The sequence below is a fragment of the Geosporobacter ferrireducens genome (assembly GCF_001750685.1).
Classification (GTDB): Bacteria; Bacillota; Clostridia; order Peptostreptococcales; family Thermotaleaceae; genus Geosporobacter; species Geosporobacter ferrireducens.
Genome location: NZ_CP017269.1, coordinates 1416495 through 1434273 on the forward strand (window position 1 = coordinate 1416495; position 17779 = coordinate 1434273).

The window sequence follows — 17779 nt, forward strand, 5'->3', positions numbered from 1 at the left end:
TTGATAGAAAGGTTAGTTTTTCTTTACTTAAAGAAGCCTATCTTTTTTCCGGTAAGATCTCGATCCAGTATCCATCGGGATCTTCTATAAAATATATTCCCATGGCCTCATTTTCATAGCAGATACAGCCCATTTCCTTATGTAATGCATGAGCTGCTTCATAGTCATCTGTAGTAAATGCAATGTGTATCTCATTGTCTCCCAAATCATAGGGTTCTGTGCGATCACGAAGCCACGTTAATTCTAACTTGTGAGGGGTTGTTTCATCCCCTAAAAATATCAATATAAAGCTTCCGTCAGATGCTTCTTTCTTCCTTGTTTCAACTAGTCCCAGCGCCTTTTTATAAAAATCCACGCTTTTTTCTAAATCCAAAACATTGATATTATTATGTACAAATGTAAACTTCATAGAATCTCCTCCCTGCCATTATACAATTAAATTCTTTTAATACTAGTATACTTCATTTCACATTGTTCAGGCAAAAAAATTATAAGAATCTTTCTCTTTTGCCTTCTCCCAATATTTATCCCCTGCATATTTTATAGTATATTCATTGTCACAGTTTTAGAATCGAGGTGTAAAAATGAATCATACTAGATTTTTCTCTAGCTCAGAATAAACAAAGAGAGCCCCTTTTATTTATAAAGCCGCTCTCTTTGTTTATTGCTTTGCTTTAGTAATCAAAACAATCTGGGTAATGGGCCGTCTGCAATCATTAAATCTATCATATCCCGATACAGAATTGTAAACTGTGGGATTCCATAATAATAGGGCGTATAGGCATAAGTTTGAAAATAAATGACGATGCCTTGATTTGTCAGGTAAAACTGTTGATCACTATGAATCGTATGAAAATCAGTAATCAACTGAATTTTTCCAACTCTGATTTGATGTTTAATTCGTATGCTCAAGCGCTGAATATAATTGCTCCCCTCTTGGAAGAAATCCTTCAGGTTATATACCTTTCCAGTGTCTAAATCCACAGTCAGTGAGTCTGCCAGCGTTAATCCACGGGCAGTGCCTTTACTAAAAACATAATTCGTAAAATAGATACTAAGCAAACCTCTTTTATTCAACTTTACTTCATAGGCTCCCCGTATTTGCATAAAATTTCTCGATCTTTTTTTTTGATTTTCTACTAAATCATAACTTTTCTTTAAAATAAGTTCATTAATGCTTTTTTGAATTTCTAAATCTTTTAACCCGCCGATTTCAGGGTAGCTTAGGTCCAAAGGCCAGCGCCCTATCTTTTTTCTTGTAATAGCAGCCATTGTGTCACTTTTGGGAGATCGTACCTTTAATCTCTTCCCAGCCATAGCCTGATAATTTTGGTTGTGATATCTTGCCATTTTTTTATGATAATCATACAACTGCCCATATTGTCCTATTAAATCTATTCCCTGCTGTACAACTTCTTTCTGTTCATGCTCTGTCATCCCATCCCCCTCACTTTCAAAAACAAAGTCCCTTTTAATCAATATATGCACAAGGGGTGGCAGAAGGTGCCAATAGGTAATTTATTATAAAATTTAGTATTCTAGGTTCTCTGTAGAAATTCATGTATTTTTTTATGCATCATTTCCCGCTCCGGCCCTATAGTACACACATGCTTTGAGCGCTCGAGCCAAAGGATTTCTTTTTGGAAGGCTTTAATCCTGTCATAAATAATTTGGGCGCTGACAGGCCTAACCGTTTCGTCAGTCTTAGACTGAACCACTAATGCCGGGCATTGAATTTGCCGAAGGCCTTTTTCCGCCATTTTCATGAGTTTTAGCAAATGACACAGCGCTTCAACAGAAAATCCATCGTATCCCAATTTATAGTCTGTAAATTCCTCTGACGCTGACGATTCTCCACTACCTCCCCACATTTTGAATTTCTGAAAATATTTCAACAAGGGTGCTCCATGAGCTTTTCGGTCATAAATCCTTATAGGCGCAGCAATAGGCACCACTTTATCCACCGGGTACTGTTCCGCCAGTAAAAGAGACAATACGCCTCCCATGGATAAGCCCATAACGTAAACTTTACTGCATGTCCGGCGCAAAACTTCATAGCCGGTTACTGCATCCTGCAGCCAATCCTGCCAGGTAACCTTCTCCATATCTTCCATTTTTGTACCATGGCCTTTTAGTAAAATTCCCTTAACAGTATATCCGCCCTTATGTAAACTTTCCCCCAGCAATCTCATATGTGCAGGAGTGCCGGTGAATCCATGAATGAGCAAACAGCCTTCTTCTCCCCCTTCATAATCAAAAGGCTGGGCATAACGATGAAAATGCTCCATTGACTTCCCTCCAATATCCTAATCCTTTCTAAAAACCTTATCGGCTGCAATTTTCCCACGATCGGGATAATCCGTAATAATCCCGGCTACGCCTAAGCTGAATATTCGTTCCAAGTCTTTCATTTCATTGACCGTATAGGTATAGATTGGCATTTGATGTACTTGCGCTCCTGTCACAATCTCAGGCAATACACTATAGTAAATCGGATGCAGGGCATCTGCCCCTATTCGCCGTGCATATTCCCAAGGTTCTACTAATCCTGCAACATACAGGACGCCTGTTTTTATACGGGGATTTAGTTCTTTAAGTCTCAGCAGGCTATAATGATTAAAAGAGGAGAGGATGGTATAATGCTCCATATGATAAATGCGGAGTGCTTCCAACACTTTTTCCTCTAATCCCCTATATAGAACAATGCCATTTTTCAATTCTATATTTAATAGGATATCCCTTCCCCGCAAAAAATCTAATAGTTCTTCCAATACCGGAATTTTTTCACCTCGGAAATTCTCGCTAAACCAACTCCCTGCATCAAGCATCTGAATCTCCTTAAGGGTTAGTGCTTGAATTGCACCGCTTCCATCGGTAGTACGGTCTACCGTTTCATCATGACATATTACCAAGCGGCCATCTTTAGTCATCTGTACATCAATTTCTATACCACCAGCTCCCAAAGTTAACGCTTTTTGGAAAGATGCCATCGTATTTTCCGGCGCATAGGCTGCAGCCCCTCGATGTCCAATAACCAGAGGCTTCTTCATTCATTTCAGCTCCTTTTCTATAAATAGATATATTCTTCTTTTTCTTACTTTTCCCTGCTATTTTCTCCCTTCATCTATTATCCTATTTCAAAATTCCCAAAGAAATAACCCGATACAATGTACCGGATTATTCTAACCAATAAATCTTTTAAAATCTCACTTTTAAGGCAAATCTATAATTTTTTTATGGCTATTCCGTTTTCTAATTTCTCACTAGGCGAAAGAATAACCTCTTCCCCCTCTTCGAAACCTGTGAGTACCTCTACTTTCCTCTTGCTCTCAATTCCTTTTTGAATTTCTCTTAGTACGGCAGTATTGTTTTCATTAACAAAAACATAATCCTTGCCATTCTGCTGAAATACTGCATTTTCAGGAATCAACAGTGTATTTTCCTTACTGTTGATGATAATCTTAATATCTAAGTCGTATCCGGGACGAAGTCCTGTAATGACATCCTCTATATCTATTTCTACCTTAATTCTTTTTTGTTCAATTCCTAAATCGGAGATTTTGCTAAAAGCTTGGGGATGAATTTTTCTTATTCTTCCCTGCATGCCATCGATACCTAAATCCTTATGAGAAATCTCTACAGGTGCACCTACCTTCACTTTCCCAATCTCTGCCACCAATACGTCGCTTTCAATGTATAAAGCTTCTTGGTCTCCAATCTCCATTACCTGCGTTCCAGGCTGCAGGTAAGTGCCTGCCTCAACAGTCTTCATCATAACCGTTCCCTGAACCGGAGCAGTAATCACAAAGTCTTGGCCTCTGCTTCGCAACTCCTCTATTTGAATATCCAGTTGCCGAAGCTGAGCCTCATACTGTGAGGCTACATTCGCAGAAATTGGCTTCTTCAGCAGTTCTAAATCCAGTCTATAGCTTTCCAGTTGTGCAGTTTCTGTCTCTAATGCAGTAACAGCGGCTTGATACTCCTCATAACTAAGCGCCCCTGCTTCATATAAGGTTTTGCTGTTGTCTCTTTTTCTCTGGGCTTCCCGCACATTTCTTTCCTGTGTAGCTAACTGCAGTTCCAGTTTCTCAATTTCCCTATTATCTGCAGGCTTCTTCGCTTCATTATATTGAGCCATAATCACAGATTTTTGGGCCTCTAGTTCCATGATCTGCCGTGTAAGCTGCTCACTGTCAATTTTCACCAATACGGCTCCCTTCTCTACCGGATCCCCTACCTTTACCAATACTTCCGTTACTTTACCGGCCGTCGGCGAAAAAACATTTCCTTTATTTTCTGATACGACAAGACCCAATTCCTCTACATACTCTGCAATATTTCCTCTTTCGACAACTGCAACTTCTACATCTACAGCGTTGCTTCTATTCATCATAAATACTGCGCCTGCTGAAACTGCTATAACCACAAGAATAATTCCAATGATTTTTTTCTTCACTTTACTCACATCCCTTACGCATAATTGAGATTACGAAATTCTATTCTTTAGTGCATCCATAAAATTTAATTTATAAATCTTTCGGATGGTTGCCAACTGGGCAATGGTAACAAAGAGGACCGTAGCCAATGCCGTTATAATGTAGCTGCTTGGGTTGATCATAATTGGAATACTGTATAGATCCGTTGATAAAGCAGAAACAATACCGACACACATACCATATCCTACCGGCGCTCCAAAAAGTATTCCCAATAAAGTCATCGTACCGTTTTCTCTACTCACCATCTTATATATTTCTTTCTTTTCAAAGCCCAGTACTCTTAAAGAGGAAAATTCCATCATTCTTTCGCTGATACTGATAATAGTCACATTGTATACAATGGCAAACCCTAAGATTCCGCCAAACAACATCATTACACCTACAGAATAAATCATCATATCCATAAATTCTAGAAAGCTATTTTTCATATCTTCCACCGACTGTACTTGCCTGATATTCTTTACATCCCGCAGCTTAGGCACTACCTCGTCTCTGGAATCTACTAACGCTCCAGTAATCACCCCTTTTTCTCCAAGCAGATCATTCATTGCCTCGATATCCATGTAAGCATTGGTTCCTAAGTATTGCTCAACAAGTCCTTTCACTTCAATAAATTGATCCTTTTTATCCGGCATAAAGTTTTTTATCACAATTGTATCCCCGATACCTACACCTAGGGAATCTGCTAACCTTTCCGCCAAAATAATTCCATTTTGGGGCAAATTTACCGGTTGACCTAACGGACTTTTAAAATGATAAAATTGCGTATTCCTGGGTATCCCAATAATACTAACGGCTTTCTTTTTCCAGCCATTTCTTAATTCGAAGGGAACCTCTGCCTTGGGTTCAATATGATCTATTTCAATAATCTTGGATAATTCCCTGAGCGCATTATGATTCATGGGGCTGGCAAAATCAATATTGTAATCCATTGTTTGAAACTCTCCATACTGCAGCATAAATATATTGTTCCAAACAGAGGACATGAAAACCGGCACCATAGTAATTCCAAAGGTCAGAGCAATTCCAAAGACTAAAAAAGCAGCTCTTTTTTTATTTCTTAATATATTCCTTATGACCATTTTCCAGCTAAAGGAGATTTGGTTCCAAATAAATTTGATCTTTTCCAGCCAAATCCTGCCCCCAGCTCTAGGCGCCTCGGGCCGCATGGAGTCTGCAGGCATTATTTTCAGCACACTTCTTGCCCCTATCAGTCCTGATACTACACAAAATACACTGGTTAATAGGATTCCGTATACAATATAGATATAGTAAATTTTCATCTGAAACATAGGAATATTGAAATAGTAAATATACATTTTCGTAAATGCCGCTGATATGGGTATGCTGAGAATAATTCCTATAATAGAACCAACGATTCCCATTGCTAGTGAAAATTTGGTATAATGTCCCATTACATTCAAATTGTTATATCCTAATGCCTTCATCACGCCGATAGACATCCTATCATTTTTCACAATTCGAGATAACATAATATTAATAATCACTGCCGCTGAGATTAAAAATAGTAAAGTAATCGCTGTAGACATTGCTTCTAGTGATTCTACTTCCTGCATCATCATGCTGTGACTTAGCTGGTCTTTCCGTTTAATTATTCGCTTCACTCCGTAACGATCCAATTGATCCTCGATTTCATCCACTATACTGTCAATTCGATGGATGTATTCATCCTTAATCTTAATCATTACCTCGTTATAGCTGCCCTGATATCCCAAAGTCGATTGAGCAAAATCCTCTGTCACATAGATGACCCCAAATTTTTCTGCCGCCGGCATCAGTGTTTCTTCATTTTCCATTAGATAAATATACTCAGGGCTGCCTACTATCCCAACGATATCCAAAGGATACTCTCGCCCGGCAATATAAGGGGTAATTGTGTCTCCCAACACCATACCCCTGGCATCAACAAATTGTTGAAGTACTGCTGTGGTTTTGGGATTTTCTTTTATTTCTCTTCCCTCAATGGTATATATGCTGTTAATCCCACCTTCTTCTTTCGGAAGGGAAACCACCCGTACCCTTACCTTTTCATTAGGATCTTCCACTCGAAGAGGCACATCACTGCTGATTCTTCCCTGGGCTGCTTCTATTCCTTCTATGCTATGCAACCGGTCTATTGCAGTTTTTGGTATTCTCACCACTTCTACAAAAACATCTCCAAAATTGGTAACATCATAATAATGAAAGATGGAGTCATTTAAGTTATCCGCTACCATACTGAAGGAAACATAGATGGTCAATGCTAAAATTACCATCACTGCAATAGATATAAACTGTCCTTTAGAATTTTTAATTAATCTCAACAATCTTACATCTAATTTTTTCATCACCACTCAATCCCTTCAGGATGGATTGGATTGTCATTTACCTTTGTCTCAATAATTTCCCCGCTCCGCATCTTAATGACCCGGTCTGCCATCTCTCCAATCGGTACGTTATGGGTAATAATGACAATTGTCTTATTATATTTTTCATTGATCTCCCTCAATAACGTAAGAATCTTTATTCCTGTTTTGAAATCAAGGGCGCCTGTCGGCTCATCACACAGCAGTAATGCAGGATTTTTCGCCACTGCTCTGGCAATCGCTACCCGCTGTTGTTCGCCACCGCTCATTTGGGCTGGAAAATGGTCTTTTCTGTCTCCCAATCCCACGGCTTCCAGTATCTCGTCAATATCTAAGGCATTTTTACAGATTTCTGTAGCCAATTCAACATTTTCTCTAGCGGTTAGATTCGCCATCAAATTATAGAACTGAAAGACAAACCCGATTTTTTCCCTGCGATAAGCTGTCAGTTTTCTATCGTTATATTTAGTAATGTCTTCTCCTTCCATAAATACGTTTCCGTCACTGGGTAAGTCCATTCCTCCCAAAATATTCAACAGTGTACTCTTTCCTGAACCGCTAGGCCCCAGTATTACAACAAATTCTCCTTGATATAGCTCGAGACATACATCCCTTGCTGCTGCTACTGTCACCTCCCCCATTTGATAAAGTTTGCTGACTTTTTCTACTTTCAGTAAGACATCCTTCTTCATATTTATTTCACCCCGTGTCCCCCTAAGAGGCCATATTTTAGAAAATCATAAAAATCTGCTACCACTTGATCTATTTCTTCCATACTGTTGATTTTGTCTAAAAAACATTCTGCAAAGCCGCCAACAATCATAATCAGCATATCTGTCACAAATTTTACATTGACCTTTCTAATTTCTCCCTTTTCCATACCTTCCCTAATAATCCTTTCAAACATCTCTCTGCTAATTTTATATTTTTCTTCTAATAACTTTTCTGTAATATAAGGAATGGACATTGCATCCCTATAAAAAGCAAGAGAGAAGTCCTTTGTGGCTTTCATATTATAGTTCATAAGAAAATCTATTTTCTCCAATACTCCAGATATGTTTTTCATCTCCTGGTCTATCAGTCTGCTGTTTTTTTCCATCAGTGAAAAGGTTACCTTTAGGAAAAGATCTTCCTTTGAAGAGAAGTGCTTATAGATTGTCATTTTACTTATACCTGCTGCTTCAGCGATATCATCCATAGAAACTGCTTTATAGCCTAATTTTATAAAAAGTTCCTCCGCCTTTTCCATTAATCGATTGTATTTGATCTCACTTTGCGTTGCCATGGCACAGGTTACACCCCCTAGCGCTGTAAATAATTTATGGACAAATATTATACTTTCATACTAAATGAGTACATTTTTATTATATATTGTTCTCCAATATGTAGCAATACTTATTCAACAAAATGATTTTAATTATATTTACCCACGCTAGCCATTACAGCCTACAAATCCTTTATCGTTTTTCATAAAAAAACTGTAGAGGATCAAAGACCTCTACAGCAGACATGATTTACAATATAAAATACTTGATACAAGATGTAAGAATTACTTATAGATCACTTCGCTAGTGATTTCCTGCAGGCTGCCGCATCCCGTCATAAGCATAGCCTCTTCCAGCTCAACACCAATCCGGTTCGTATACAACTCTACACCTTCTGCAGCTCCCCCAAAGGCGGCAACCACATAAGGCCTCCCGATCAACACACCGTCTGCACCCAGAGCCAGTACCTTCAAAACATCCAGTCCTGTACGGATACCTCCATCAATAAGTATCTTCATTTTTCCACCTACAGCCCTTACGATCTCAGGCAGTACCTCAACAGTAGCTGGTGTATGGTCTAATACCCTTCCGCCATGATTGGATACTACGATGCCAGAAGCTCCTGTTTCCAGCGCCTTCTCTGCTCCCTTTGCAGTCATAATACCCTTTAAAATAAAAGGAAGTTTCGTTGCAGAAATAATTTCCTTTAGTTCTTCGACGGGTTTTGGACTCACCGGCTTTCCTGCCATAGCTAAGAGTATAAGCCCTGCTGCATCGATATCCATTGCAACAGCTGGAACTCCTGCCTTTTCCGCCAGTTCAATTCGTTTTATCACTTCCTCCTGTTTCCATGGTTTAATTGTAGGAATACCCCATCCTTCATTTTCCTGGATTACCCGAAGCGGTTCTGTATAAAATTCATCCTTTGCACCATCTCCAGTAAAGCCTATGGTTCCAGCCCTCTTGCAGCCCTCTATGATAGCCTTGGAATAATGATAATCATCGATACCATGTTTATCACCATAGTTGGGGATCAATCCTCCAATCGGTGCCGCAAAGATTGGATATCTAAACGGCTTTCCAAAGAGTTCCAGAGATGTATCCACAGATACCGGCGCATATATGGTATCTAAATTTACCTTGATTTCATTCAGCTTATCATAATTCCTTATAAAAGCCATCCCCGAATCCTTGCCTCCAGGTCCAGGTACTTCCCCCCTGCAAGCCTTACCATTGCATTGAGGACAGACTCTGCACTTAAAGCCTTCAATTTGTTTTGCATTTCCTATCAGCTTTTTAAAATCCATTTTTCCACCTCACTATTCTAAAGTAATAAAATAAGTCTTATCCCATTTTTGAATATTTTTCTGCTCTTGTCAAGTAATGGAACGCATACTTCACTATAATAGACAAAATGCGATAAGCCAAAATGAATCGCCTATCGCATTTTACCATATATTAATTCTTTTTCTTTCCGTTATTGTCTTTTGAAACAGATTCTGATTTCTCTGATTTTACCCTTTCTTCTTGCTTCACAACTTCTTTCTTTTTTTCCGATTCCTTGCTTCCCTTCACTTTAGGATTTTCTTCTTTTTCTTGTGATTCTGTCTTAGTTTCTTCCTGATTATCTTTTTCATCAGTACCTTCTTTTCGAGAAGCTGCTTCTAACGCTGTACCATATTTCTTTTCAGAATCTTTTAGAATCGTCTTAATTTGTTTTTTTACTTTTTCTGATTTAGCAGTTTCTGTTATTTTAGCTCCTAAACTTTCCTGACCTTCCTTATCTTCTTCCACTTCTTCTTGATCAGCATTTTCAGCAGTAATGTTTACATCAATATGTACTGCCTTTTTATTCTTTCCTTTTAGTGCAGAGGGATGTACGTTTAATTCTTTCGCTATTTGCCCGATACCTTTTCCCTGACTCAGCAGTTCTGCCACTTCTTCGACAGACAGGTCTGCAGCATCTGCCAATCGAAAGACATGGGCGATTTGTCCATAACCTAATTTCATTTCAGATCTTAGTGCTTTGACTTTCTCTACATCCAGCCCTTTTACGATATTAGCCACTAAGTATGCGCTGTCGACCTTCTCTTCTATTTTTACTTTTAATTCTGATTCAACTACAGCTATCGTTTCATCACGAATCTCAGTAAGCTCCTCTAAGCGATTGCTTAACATTTCCTTTATTTCATCAGAAATATCTTCGTTTATTATTAGTTCTCCTATAATCTCTTGAATCAATTCTAACTTAAAGATATATCCTTCAAATGCAGTATTAACATGCTCTTCTTTATTTTCCTCCAGCATTCTCTCCGCTTCTGCAAGTCTTTCCAATGACATCTGATGCAATAACGCTGCTTTCTTTTCTGGATTTCCATTGAATGCAAGCTGAATATCCTCAACCCATCTGTCCACTACATAAAATACACTGTCAGGTGTTATTCCAGGAGCAGCCTCTACTATATTTGTTGTGTCTGCAAATACCGGAGTAATTGTCAATAATCCTGCCATCAATCCTGATATAATCGCTTTTTTCATAAATTTGTCCTCCCTTTATCTGTCTGTAATTGTCCTTTGCGGATGTTAAAGAATACGTGCCTGCTAATTTTTTTAGGTCCGTTTGTTTCAGTTTTGCAGATGGTAATATATTCTTTACTTAAATAAGGCGTATTTTCCAACAAAAAAATCCTCCATGGATTTTCACAGAAGATTTTTTATAAGTCCTATTTTATGAAATTATCTATCTTGAACTTTAACCTTATGAATCATTTATATATATTTGGTATAATTATATTAAATATTATTTAATTATAAATAGTTGTAAATCAAACTGAAAGGACAGTAGCATGCAATATACAGGAGAAAGAGTGATCCCCAAATTAATGAGTCCAAAGAGCGGAATATTGCTTGAACATTTATTTCGTTATAGATTTGCCCGGAAGTTTTGTAGGGGCAGAATTTTAGACATCGCTTGCGGCGTAGGTTATGGCAGTGAAATACTAATAAATAGGAATCACACCATTACAGAGTATGTAGGAATTGATAACTGCTCCGAAAGCATCGACTATGCCATAAATCATTATAACTATCCGCGAGCATCTTATTTTGTCGATGATGCATTGAACGAAGAACTTCATAATATTTACGGAAAGTTTGATACTATTATAAGCTTTGAAACCATTGAGCATTTCGATGGAGACACAAAGTTTATACAAAATCTATATAACTTGCTTAAGCCCAGTGGAACCCTTATTCTTTCCACTCCCTTCGGACGTGGCAAGGATCACCCTTGTTCCAACCCCTATCATGTCTATCAATATACGGAAGAAGAATTCATGGATATATTAAAGCCATTTAGAAAAGTCACCATGTATCATCAGCTCGATATGACAATTGAAATCCCAAAACCAGATAAAAAATATTATTTAATGGTGGCTGTTTGTGAAAAGTAAAATATCTAATATATGCTTCAAGGAATACCTGAGAAGTTTAATATTCAACGGAACGGTGAAACACCGTTCCCTAGGTAAATCTAAAACAGTAATGTAGGGATCGACGCTCTCGCCGATCCTTATTTATCCATCCAAGACCGTAGGGGCAGACCTGTGTGTCTGCCCGCTTCATTTTCGAGAGGACACATAGTCCCCCCTACCAGGATCTGGAATAAAATCGGGTTGAATGTTAAATTTCTCAGTCACAGATCTATATAAGTGGTTTTATTGTTTAAAATAGCTTATAATTAAGAAGTTCTTTTGAACACAGAGTGTTTTAAAATACCAGGTTTATTTAACGTTCTATCGATCAATATATATATATAAATAAAATCAAGGTGGAGATTATTATGTCGAAAAGCAAAAAGAAGTTAAGGGTCATACCCTTAGGTGGATTGGGTGAAATAGGAAAGAACATTACAGTCTTTGAATATGACGAAGATATTATTATCGTAGATTGTGGAGTTGCTTTTCCTGAAGATGAAATGATGGGTATTGATTTGGTTCTCCCAGATCTTACCTATCTAAGAAACAAAAAAGACAAGATTAGAGGGATTGTCTTAACACACGGACATGAAGATCATATCGGAGCATTACCCTATGTACTAAGAGATTTCAACGTACCTGTCTATGGAACAAAACTCACTCTAGGCTTGTTAAAAACAAAACTGGAAGAACATCGTATGCTTTCTGACACTACTTTGGAAGTGGTTCAACTAGGCCAAACAATTGAACTCGGCGTGTTTCAAGTAGAGTTTATACACTCTTGCCATAGCATTGCAGATGCTGCTGCCCTGGCAATCCATACGCCTGTTGGCATCGTTTTGCATACATCCGATTTCAAAGTAGATTATACCCCTATAGAAGGAGCTTCAATAAATTTAGCACGATTTGCAGAATTAGGGAAAAAAGGAGTTTTGCTCCTTATGTGCGACAGTACAAATGCTGAACGTGAGGGCTATACATTGTCGGAAAGAATTGTAGGAGAAACCTTTGAGAAAATATTTGTAAATATCCAAGGACGGATTATCGTAGCTACCTTCGCATCCAATATTCATCGCGTTCAACAAATCATCAATGTAGCTGTTAATTTTAACCGAAAAATAGCGATTTCCGGTAGAAGTATGGTCAATGTAGTGAATGTTGCCCTGGAATTAGGATATTTGAGTGCTCCAGAAGGTACTTTCATCGATATCAACGATATCAATAGCTATCCTTTTGAAAAACTAATGATCATCACTACAGGAAGTCAAGGAGAACCCATGGCTGCATTGTCCAGAATGGCATCGGCCACCCATAGACAGGTTGAGATCGTTCCCGGAGACTTAGTCGTAATATCCGCAACACCTATACCGGGAAATGAAAAAATGGTTTCAAAAACAATTAACAATTTGTTTCAAAAGGGCGCTAAGGTAATTTATGAATCATTAGCGGATATTCATGTTTCAGGACATGCTTGCCAAGAGGAATTAAAATTAATTCATAGCTTGGTTAAGCCCAGATTTTTCATGCCGGTGCATGGTGAATATAAACATCTTATACATCATGGACTTCTTGCAGAACAATTAGGTATGCCTACAAAGGATATTTTTATCATGGATACAGGCAATATCTTAGAATTAGATTCTTCACAAGCAAAACTTGCCGGCAACGCACCTTCCGGTAAAGTATTTGTAGATGGTCTGGGTGTTGGAGATGTCGGAAACATTGTATTGAGAGACCGAAAACTCTTATCCCAGGATGGGATGGTTATTATTATCATAACGATTGATAAGGAAACAGGTACGGCGCTAACCAACCCGGATATCATTTCCAGAGGCTTTATTTATGTACGGGAATCAGAGGAACTGATTGCAGAAATACGCGCAATTACAAAAAGTGGACTTGCTGAGTGTCAAGGAAAAGATTGGAGTACCATTAAGAACCATGTCAAAAAATCATTAGGCGATTATCTCTATACAAAAACGAAGAGAAAACCAATGATTCTACCGATCATCATGGAGGTGTAAACCCTCTGCCTTTCTCTATATTATAATCACAAAATGCAATAAAGGGGTTTCGCTCTAAATGGCGAAACCCCTTTTCTTATATTGATGAATCTTCTATCTATTAAACCTTATTCATACCGGAGTGCCTCAATAGGATCAAGCTTTGCTGCTTTATTGGCAGGATAATATCCAAAAAACACGCCAATCAACATGGTTACAGAAACACTTAAAAGAATAATCCCAGGAGATGCCGTCGCAGGATATCCTAAGAGTGCAGCGCCTACTGCACCAAGGATTAACCCTAGGATAATCCCAATAATCCCTCCTATCATACAAATAATCACTGACTCCACGATAAACTGAACTTTAATATAGGAGTTTCTCGCCCCCAAAGCCTTCCTTGTACCAATCTCACGGGTACGCTCTGTAACTGAAACCAACATAATATTCATGACACCAATGCCGCCCACTAAAAGTGAAATTGCTGCGATGACCGAAATCGCAATGGAAACAGTGCTCAACATGGAAGTCATGTTTGAAATGACACTTTCCATATTCATTGCACTTGCCTCCCACTTCGTATTGTTTTCATAGACCTTTGAAAAATAGTTTTTTATGTCTTCCGTAAAAAGTGCAGCATTCACGCCTGTTTTTGTAACTACTGTAAATGTCTGATAATTCTTCGTTGCAGCATCCTGCTTTGCCAAGCTCACTGGAATATAGAAGCTGGTGCTCATGTCCTTTTCTGAGGAAGGGCTGGGCATAAAGGATGAGGTCTCATACTTATAAATCCCGATAATTGTATAAGTCTCAATGCTATCAGCAGAATATATTTTTATTTCCTGGCCTAAAGGATTTATTCCGGCTGAGAACATATTATTCACCAGCTTATCAGATACAACCGCGACTTTCTTTACTGATTTTATATCTTGCTCCGTAATAAATCGTCCAGCAGTAACCTTTACGTTGCTCGCCTTTTGGTATCCGTCGTTGACGCCTGTCACACTCACATTTGCGTAAAGTCTTCCGTCCTGAGCCTTAGCAGAGCCAACGCCATGAGATAGACTTATGGTTTCAATTCTGTCACTAAATCGTGATGTAAATACTTCTATATCTTCATCTGTTAGAAGGTCGCTCTCCTCGGGAGTAGCAGCAGCAGAGCCAGGCATACGAGGTCCACGATCAAATTCATCGCCCCCGCGCTCCCTTATACTTACCATAATTGAATTAGCCCCCATATCTTCCATTGTAGAGGTAATCGAAGCGGTAAGTGAATTTCCTACCGTTACAATGGCTATAACCGATGCGATTCCTATGATGATACCCAGCATGGTCAACAATGCACGCATCTTATTTGACTTCAAACCAGCCAAAGCCAGGAGTATATTCTCTGTTAAATTCATCAGCTCTCCCCCCGCTCTCTTTCAGCCGTACGATAACTTAGATTCATCTTTTCATCAAGAATTTTACCGTCTTTTATCGTCACAATTCGCTGAGTTTCTTCCGCTAATTCATAGTTATGTGTGATTAATATGATGGTCGTTCCCTTTGCTTCATGTACCTTATGGAAAAGATCCATCACCATTCTTCCCGTTTCTGAATCCAATGCTCCAGTAGGTTCATCAGCCAAAATGATCGCTGGTTCATTGGAAAGGGCACGAGATATTGCTACACGTTGTTTTTGTCCACCGGAAAGCTCATTGGGCAAATGATGCATTCTATCTGCCATACCCACAAGCTCCAAAAGATCCTCTGCTCTTTCTCTTCTTTCTTTTCTATCCATCCCCGCATAAAGCATTGGCAGTTCTACATTTTTTAATGCAGAATTTCTCGGTATCAGATTGAATGTCTGAAACACAAATCCTATTTTTTTGTTTCGGATATCCGATAGTTCATTGTCGGTCATGTTTTGGATAGGGGCTCCATCCAAAACATATTCTCCTGAAGTTGGACGGTCTAGGGCTCCAATCACATTCATCAATGTACTTTTTCCGGACCCGGAAGCCCCTACAATGGATACAAATTCTCCTTTTTTTACTGCTAACGATATATTTTTCAGAATTTCCAGTTCGTTTGGACTGCCTATATAAAATTTCTTAACCAGATCACGAACATCAATCATGATATCATTCATAATATTTGCCTCCTATTTCCCTGCTGTTTGCAAATGAATCACATCACCAGGTTTTACACTGGCCGTATCATTTACTACTATGACACCGTCAGCTAATCCATCTCCTGAAATCTCTGTATATAGATCCGTCTCCATTCCTTTTTCTATGATCTGCTCCTTGACTATTTTTTTACCATTCTCATCAGCAATCACATAGACAATATTTTGCCCATCAGAATTTACCGTAACTGCATCATAGGGTACTGCATAAACGCTGTCCTTTTTCTCTAAAATGATATTGATGCGGGTATTCATTCCGATTTTCAATTTCGGATCATAATCTAGAATTGCAACTTCTGTTTCAAACTCCACTGTACTGGAAGAAATCGTTGCACCAGCAGCATTTTTTGCAGATGCAGGCGAAATTTTAACGACTTCTCCATTTAAAATTCTATTGCCTGTAGCATCGGATTTAATGGTTACCTGCTGCCCTGGATGCACTTTTCCCGCATCATATTCTTTTACGTAGGTAGTAACCATTAAACTTTCTGTATCTTCAATCACAAATAAAAGTCCATTACCTGGAGAGCCTACTACGGCATACACCGCCGTGACGGTTCCATCCACCGGTGCTTTTATCGCCGAATCAGCAAGATTCTTTTCAAGCTTTTGAAGGGCAATTCTCTGACTATCATTTTTGTAATTGGCTTCCGCACTTTTAAAGTTGGCTTCTGCTGTTTTTAAATCCTGCTCCAATTTTAGCTTTGTGGTTTTAAGGGTTGCCGCCGCCTTTTCATAATTGCTTACAGCCAGTTTATAATTTGTTTCAGATTGATCCAATTCTTGCTGGGAGACAAAGCCAGACGCAAATAAAGATTTATTGTTCTCATAAGTTGTCTGTTTTGTTTGAAGATCTGATTCCGCTGTTTTAAGGCTATTTTCAGCATTAATCAGCTCTGCATTCAGTCCATTTTCATGCTGGCTCCTGGTGTTCTCATAAGTGCGCCTTTTATTATCTAAATCAATCGCTGCAGTTTTTTGAGAATTTTCCAGCGTACTGCGCTGCTGTGCAATATCCAGCTCTAATGATGCCGTATCCAGTTTTGCCAGTATATCTCCTGATTTCACTGAATCTCCTACGCTTACGTTAATCTCTTTTACCGGATAATTCAAAGTGGAATAGACATTTTGAGCATGATAACTTTCTACGGTTCCAGATACGCTAATGCTGTTCACCAGCTCATTTCTGGAAAGCTCAGTATAGCCTGTAACAAAAGTGCTTCTGTCTCTTCCTGCAGAAAAAACGCTAACCGTTAACAAAATAGCGATTACAAGCACGATTGAGCCAATCACCATCATTTTTTTAGGTCTTTTTATTTTTTCCATGGATGATCCTCCTATAATAAACAGTTTTTTTAAGGTTAACTTTCTCCATCACGAATTTATACTTCCTGAAAACTTAAAGTCTTCATAAGATTTGATTCATCTATGACAGATATAGGGATATCTGGAAACGCTTGATGAACATCGTAAACAAAGTTGCCTTGCATCATCTTTTCAGGTACTCCTACGACCAATTCTGCTACCCGGTTGCTGAGGATATAATTATGAACCACGTTGTTAACATTATCACTCCAATATACCTTCATTTCTGCATCCAGAGATTTGCACACATTAAACAAATATTCCAAGGGCGCCTGTTCAATTTTTTTTAATTTGCAGCGGGATTGGACGCTTAATACCTTAAGCTCCATGTCTTGTGATTTTGCAAGCATATGCCCTGCTTTAATCAACCGTTCACAATTTTTTTGATCTGTAACGCAGACCAAAACTGTTCTTTTTTGTTTCATCTCATTCACCTTATTTCTTATTGGGATAATAGAATGATATCAAAACAATGTGGCTAAAAAATGGCATGAGTATGAAAGATTGTGACAATACAAAAAGAGCGTCTACGACGCTTTCGCTAGGGAACCCTAGGTTCCCTTCGACGACTGCTATCGCAGTCTGAGCACCCTCCTTAGTACGGCATGGGATTTCATCCCCTACAACCCCTATTT

At 38.6% G+C, this 17779-nt stretch carries 16 protein-coding genes; 2 read left to right on the forward strand and 14 right to left on the reverse strand.

Annotated elements, in window-relative coordinates:
* Positions 1 to 37: 37 nt before the first annotated feature.
* The 10 genes from Gferi_RS07065 to Gferi_RS07110 form a co-directional block, all read right to left on the reverse strand.
* Positions 38 to 409: a VOC family protein gene (locus tag Gferi_RS07065; protein WP_069974932.1), complete on the reverse strand. Its 372-nt coding sequence runs from the start codon at positions 407 to 409 to the stop codon at positions 38 to 40.
* A gap of 272 nt (positions 410 to 681) precedes the next feature.
* Complete coding sequence (locus Gferi_RS07070; protein WP_083273420.1) at positions 682 to 1437, reverse strand: DUF3298 and DUF4163 domain-containing protein; 756 nt, start codon at positions 1435 to 1437, stop codon at positions 682 to 684.
* Positions 1438 to 1538: 101 nt separating this feature from the next.
* A complete protein-coding gene (locus Gferi_RS07075; protein ID WP_069974934.1) occupies positions 1539 to 2288 on the reverse strand; it encodes an alpha/beta hydrolase in 750 nt (249 codons plus the stop codon).
* Positions 2289 to 2306: 18 nt separating this feature from the next.
* Positions 2307 to 3050, reverse strand: coding sequence for a glycerophosphodiester phosphodiesterase (locus Gferi_RS07080; protein WP_069974936.1), 744 nt, complete (start codon positions 3048 to 3050; stop codon positions 2307 to 2309).
* A 173-nt stretch (positions 3051 to 3223) separates the two neighbouring features.
* On the reverse strand, positions 3224 to 4456 hold the full coding sequence (locus Gferi_RS07085) for an efflux RND transporter periplasmic adaptor subunit (RefSeq protein ID WP_069974937.1): 1233 nt from the start codon (positions 4454 to 4456) through the stop codon (positions 3224 to 3226).
* A gap of 30 nt (positions 4457 to 4486) precedes the next feature.
* A complete protein-coding gene (locus Gferi_RS07090) occupies positions 4487 to 6844 on the reverse strand; it encodes an ABC transporter permease (RefSeq protein ID WP_069974939.1) in 2358 nt (785 codons plus the stop codon).
* On the reverse strand, positions 6844 to 7554 hold the full coding sequence (locus tag Gferi_RS07095) for an ABC transporter ATP-binding protein (RefSeq protein ID WP_069974940.1): 711 nt from the start codon (positions 7552 to 7554) through the stop codon (positions 6844 to 6846). Before Gferi_RS07095 ends, Gferi_RS07090 begins: the two co-directional genes overlap by 1 nt.
* Positions 7555 to 7556: 2 nt before the next feature.
* Complete coding sequence (locus tag Gferi_RS07100) at positions 7557 to 8147, reverse strand: TetR/AcrR family transcriptional regulator (RefSeq protein ID WP_069974943.1); 591 nt, start codon at positions 8145 to 8147, stop codon at positions 7557 to 7559.
* A gap of 264 nt (positions 8148 to 8411) precedes the next feature.
* On the reverse strand, positions 8412 to 9434 hold the full coding sequence (locus Gferi_RS07105) for an alpha-hydroxy-acid oxidizing protein (RefSeq protein ID WP_069974945.1): 1023 nt from the start codon (positions 9432 to 9434) through the stop codon (positions 8412 to 8414).
* A gap of 151 nt (positions 9435 to 9585) precedes the next feature.
* The gene (locus Gferi_RS07110) at positions 9586 to 10665 is read right to left on the reverse strand and encodes a DUF5667 domain-containing protein (protein WP_069974947.1); all 1080 of its coding nucleotides are present in this window, start codon (positions 10663 to 10665) and stop codon (positions 9586 to 9588) included.
* Between the two features lie 308 nt (positions 10666 to 10973).
* Between Gferi_RS07110 and Gferi_RS07115 the strand changes: the two genes are divergently transcribed.
* Positions 10974 to 11579 (forward strand): class I SAM-dependent methyltransferase, encoded by a 606-nt coding sequence (locus Gferi_RS07115; protein ID WP_069974949.1) that lies wholly within the window; start codon positions 10974 to 10976, stop codon positions 11577 to 11579.
* A 389-nt stretch (positions 11580 to 11968) separates the two neighbouring features.
* Complete coding sequence (locus Gferi_RS07120) at positions 11969 to 13627, forward strand: ribonuclease J (protein WP_069974951.1); 1659 nt, start codon at positions 11969 to 11971, stop codon at positions 13625 to 13627.
* Between the two features lie 107 nt (positions 13628 to 13734).
* Here Gferi_RS07120 and Gferi_RS07125 read toward each other — a convergent pair whose 3' ends face one another.
* The 4 genes from Gferi_RS07125 to Gferi_RS07140 are packed head-to-tail and all read right to left on the reverse strand — an operon-like array spanning position 13735 to position 17569.
* On the reverse strand, positions 13735 to 15009 hold the full coding sequence (locus Gferi_RS07125; protein ID WP_069974953.1) for an ABC transporter permease: 1275 nt from the start codon (positions 15007 to 15009) through the stop codon (positions 13735 to 13737).
* A complete protein-coding gene (locus tag Gferi_RS07130) occupies positions 15009 to 15740 on the reverse strand; it encodes an ABC transporter ATP-binding protein (RefSeq protein ID WP_069974955.1) in 732 nt (243 codons plus the stop codon). Before Gferi_RS07130 ends, Gferi_RS07125 begins: the two co-directional genes overlap by 1 nt.
* A gap of 12 nt (positions 15741 to 15752) precedes the next feature.
* Complete coding sequence (locus Gferi_RS07135) at positions 15753 to 17105, reverse strand: HlyD family secretion protein (RefSeq protein WP_069974957.1); 1353 nt, start codon at positions 17103 to 17105, stop codon at positions 15753 to 15755.
* A 56-nt stretch (positions 17106 to 17161) separates the two neighbouring features.
* Positions 17162 to 17569 (reverse strand): adenine nucleotide alpha hydrolase family protein, encoded by a 408-nt coding sequence (locus Gferi_RS07140; RefSeq protein WP_236932706.1) that lies wholly within the window; start codon positions 17567 to 17569, stop codon positions 17162 to 17164.
* Between the last annotated feature and the right edge of the window lie 210 nt (positions 17570 to 17779).

Excerpts from the sequence above, each read along its gene's own strand:
- Gferi_RS07065 (WP_069974932.1), bottom strand. The coding sequence starts at position 409 with ATGAAGTTTACATTTGTACATAATAATATCAATGTTTTGGATTTAGAA.
- Gferi_RS07090 (WP_069974939.1), bottom strand. The coding sequence starts at position 6,844 with ATGAAAAAATTAGATGTAAGATTGTTGAGATTAATTAAAAATTCTAAA.
- Gferi_RS07080 (WP_069974936.1), bottom strand. The coding sequence starts at position 3,050 with ATGAAGAAGCCTCTGGTTATTGGACATCGAGGGGCTGCAGCCTATGCG.
- Gferi_RS07125 (WP_069974953.1), bottom strand. The coding sequence starts at position 15,009 with ATGAATTTAACAGAGAATATACTCCTGGCTTTGGCTGGTTTGAAGTCA.
- Gferi_RS07115 (WP_069974949.1), top strand. The coding sequence starts at position 10,974 with ATGCAATATACAGGAGAAAGAGTGATCCCCAAATTAATGAGTCCAAAG.
- Gferi_RS07130 (WP_069974955.1), bottom strand. The coding sequence starts at position 15,740 with ATGAATGATATCATGATTGATGTTCGTGATCTGGTTAAGAAATTTTAT.
- Gferi_RS07135 (WP_069974957.1), bottom strand. The coding sequence starts at position 17,105 with ATGGAAAAAATAAAAAGACCTAAAAAAATGATGGTGATTGGCTCAATC.
- Gferi_RS07075 (WP_069974934.1), bottom strand. The coding sequence starts at position 2,288 with ATGGAGCATTTTCATCGTTATGCCCAGCCTTTTGATTATGAAGGGGGA.
- Gferi_RS07070 (WP_083273420.1), bottom strand. The coding sequence starts at position 1,437 with ATGACAGAGCATGAACAGAAAGAAGTTGTACAGCAGGGAATAGATTTA.
- Gferi_RS07100 (WP_069974943.1), bottom strand. The coding sequence starts at position 8,147 with ATGGCAACGCAAAGTGAGATCAAATACAATCGATTAATGGAAAAGGCG.
- Gferi_RS07110 (WP_069974947.1), bottom strand. The coding sequence starts at position 10,665 with ATGAAAAAAGCGATTATATCAGGATTGATGGCAGGATTATTGACAATT.
- Gferi_RS07095 (WP_069974940.1), bottom strand. The coding sequence starts at position 7,554 with ATGAAGAAGGATGTCTTACTGAAAGTAGAAAAAGTCAGCAAACTTTAT.
- Gferi_RS07120 (WP_069974951.1), top strand. The coding sequence starts at position 11,969 with ATGTCGAAAAGCAAAAAGAAGTTAAGGGTCATACCCTTAGGTGGATTG.
- Gferi_RS07105 (WP_069974945.1), bottom strand. The coding sequence starts at position 9,434 with ATGGATTTTAAAAAGCTGATAGGAAATGCAAAACAAATTGAAGGCTTT.
- Gferi_RS07140 (WP_236932706.1), bottom strand. The coding sequence starts at position 17,569 with ATGAAACAAAAAAGAACAGTTTTGGTCTGCGTTACAGATCAAAAAAAT.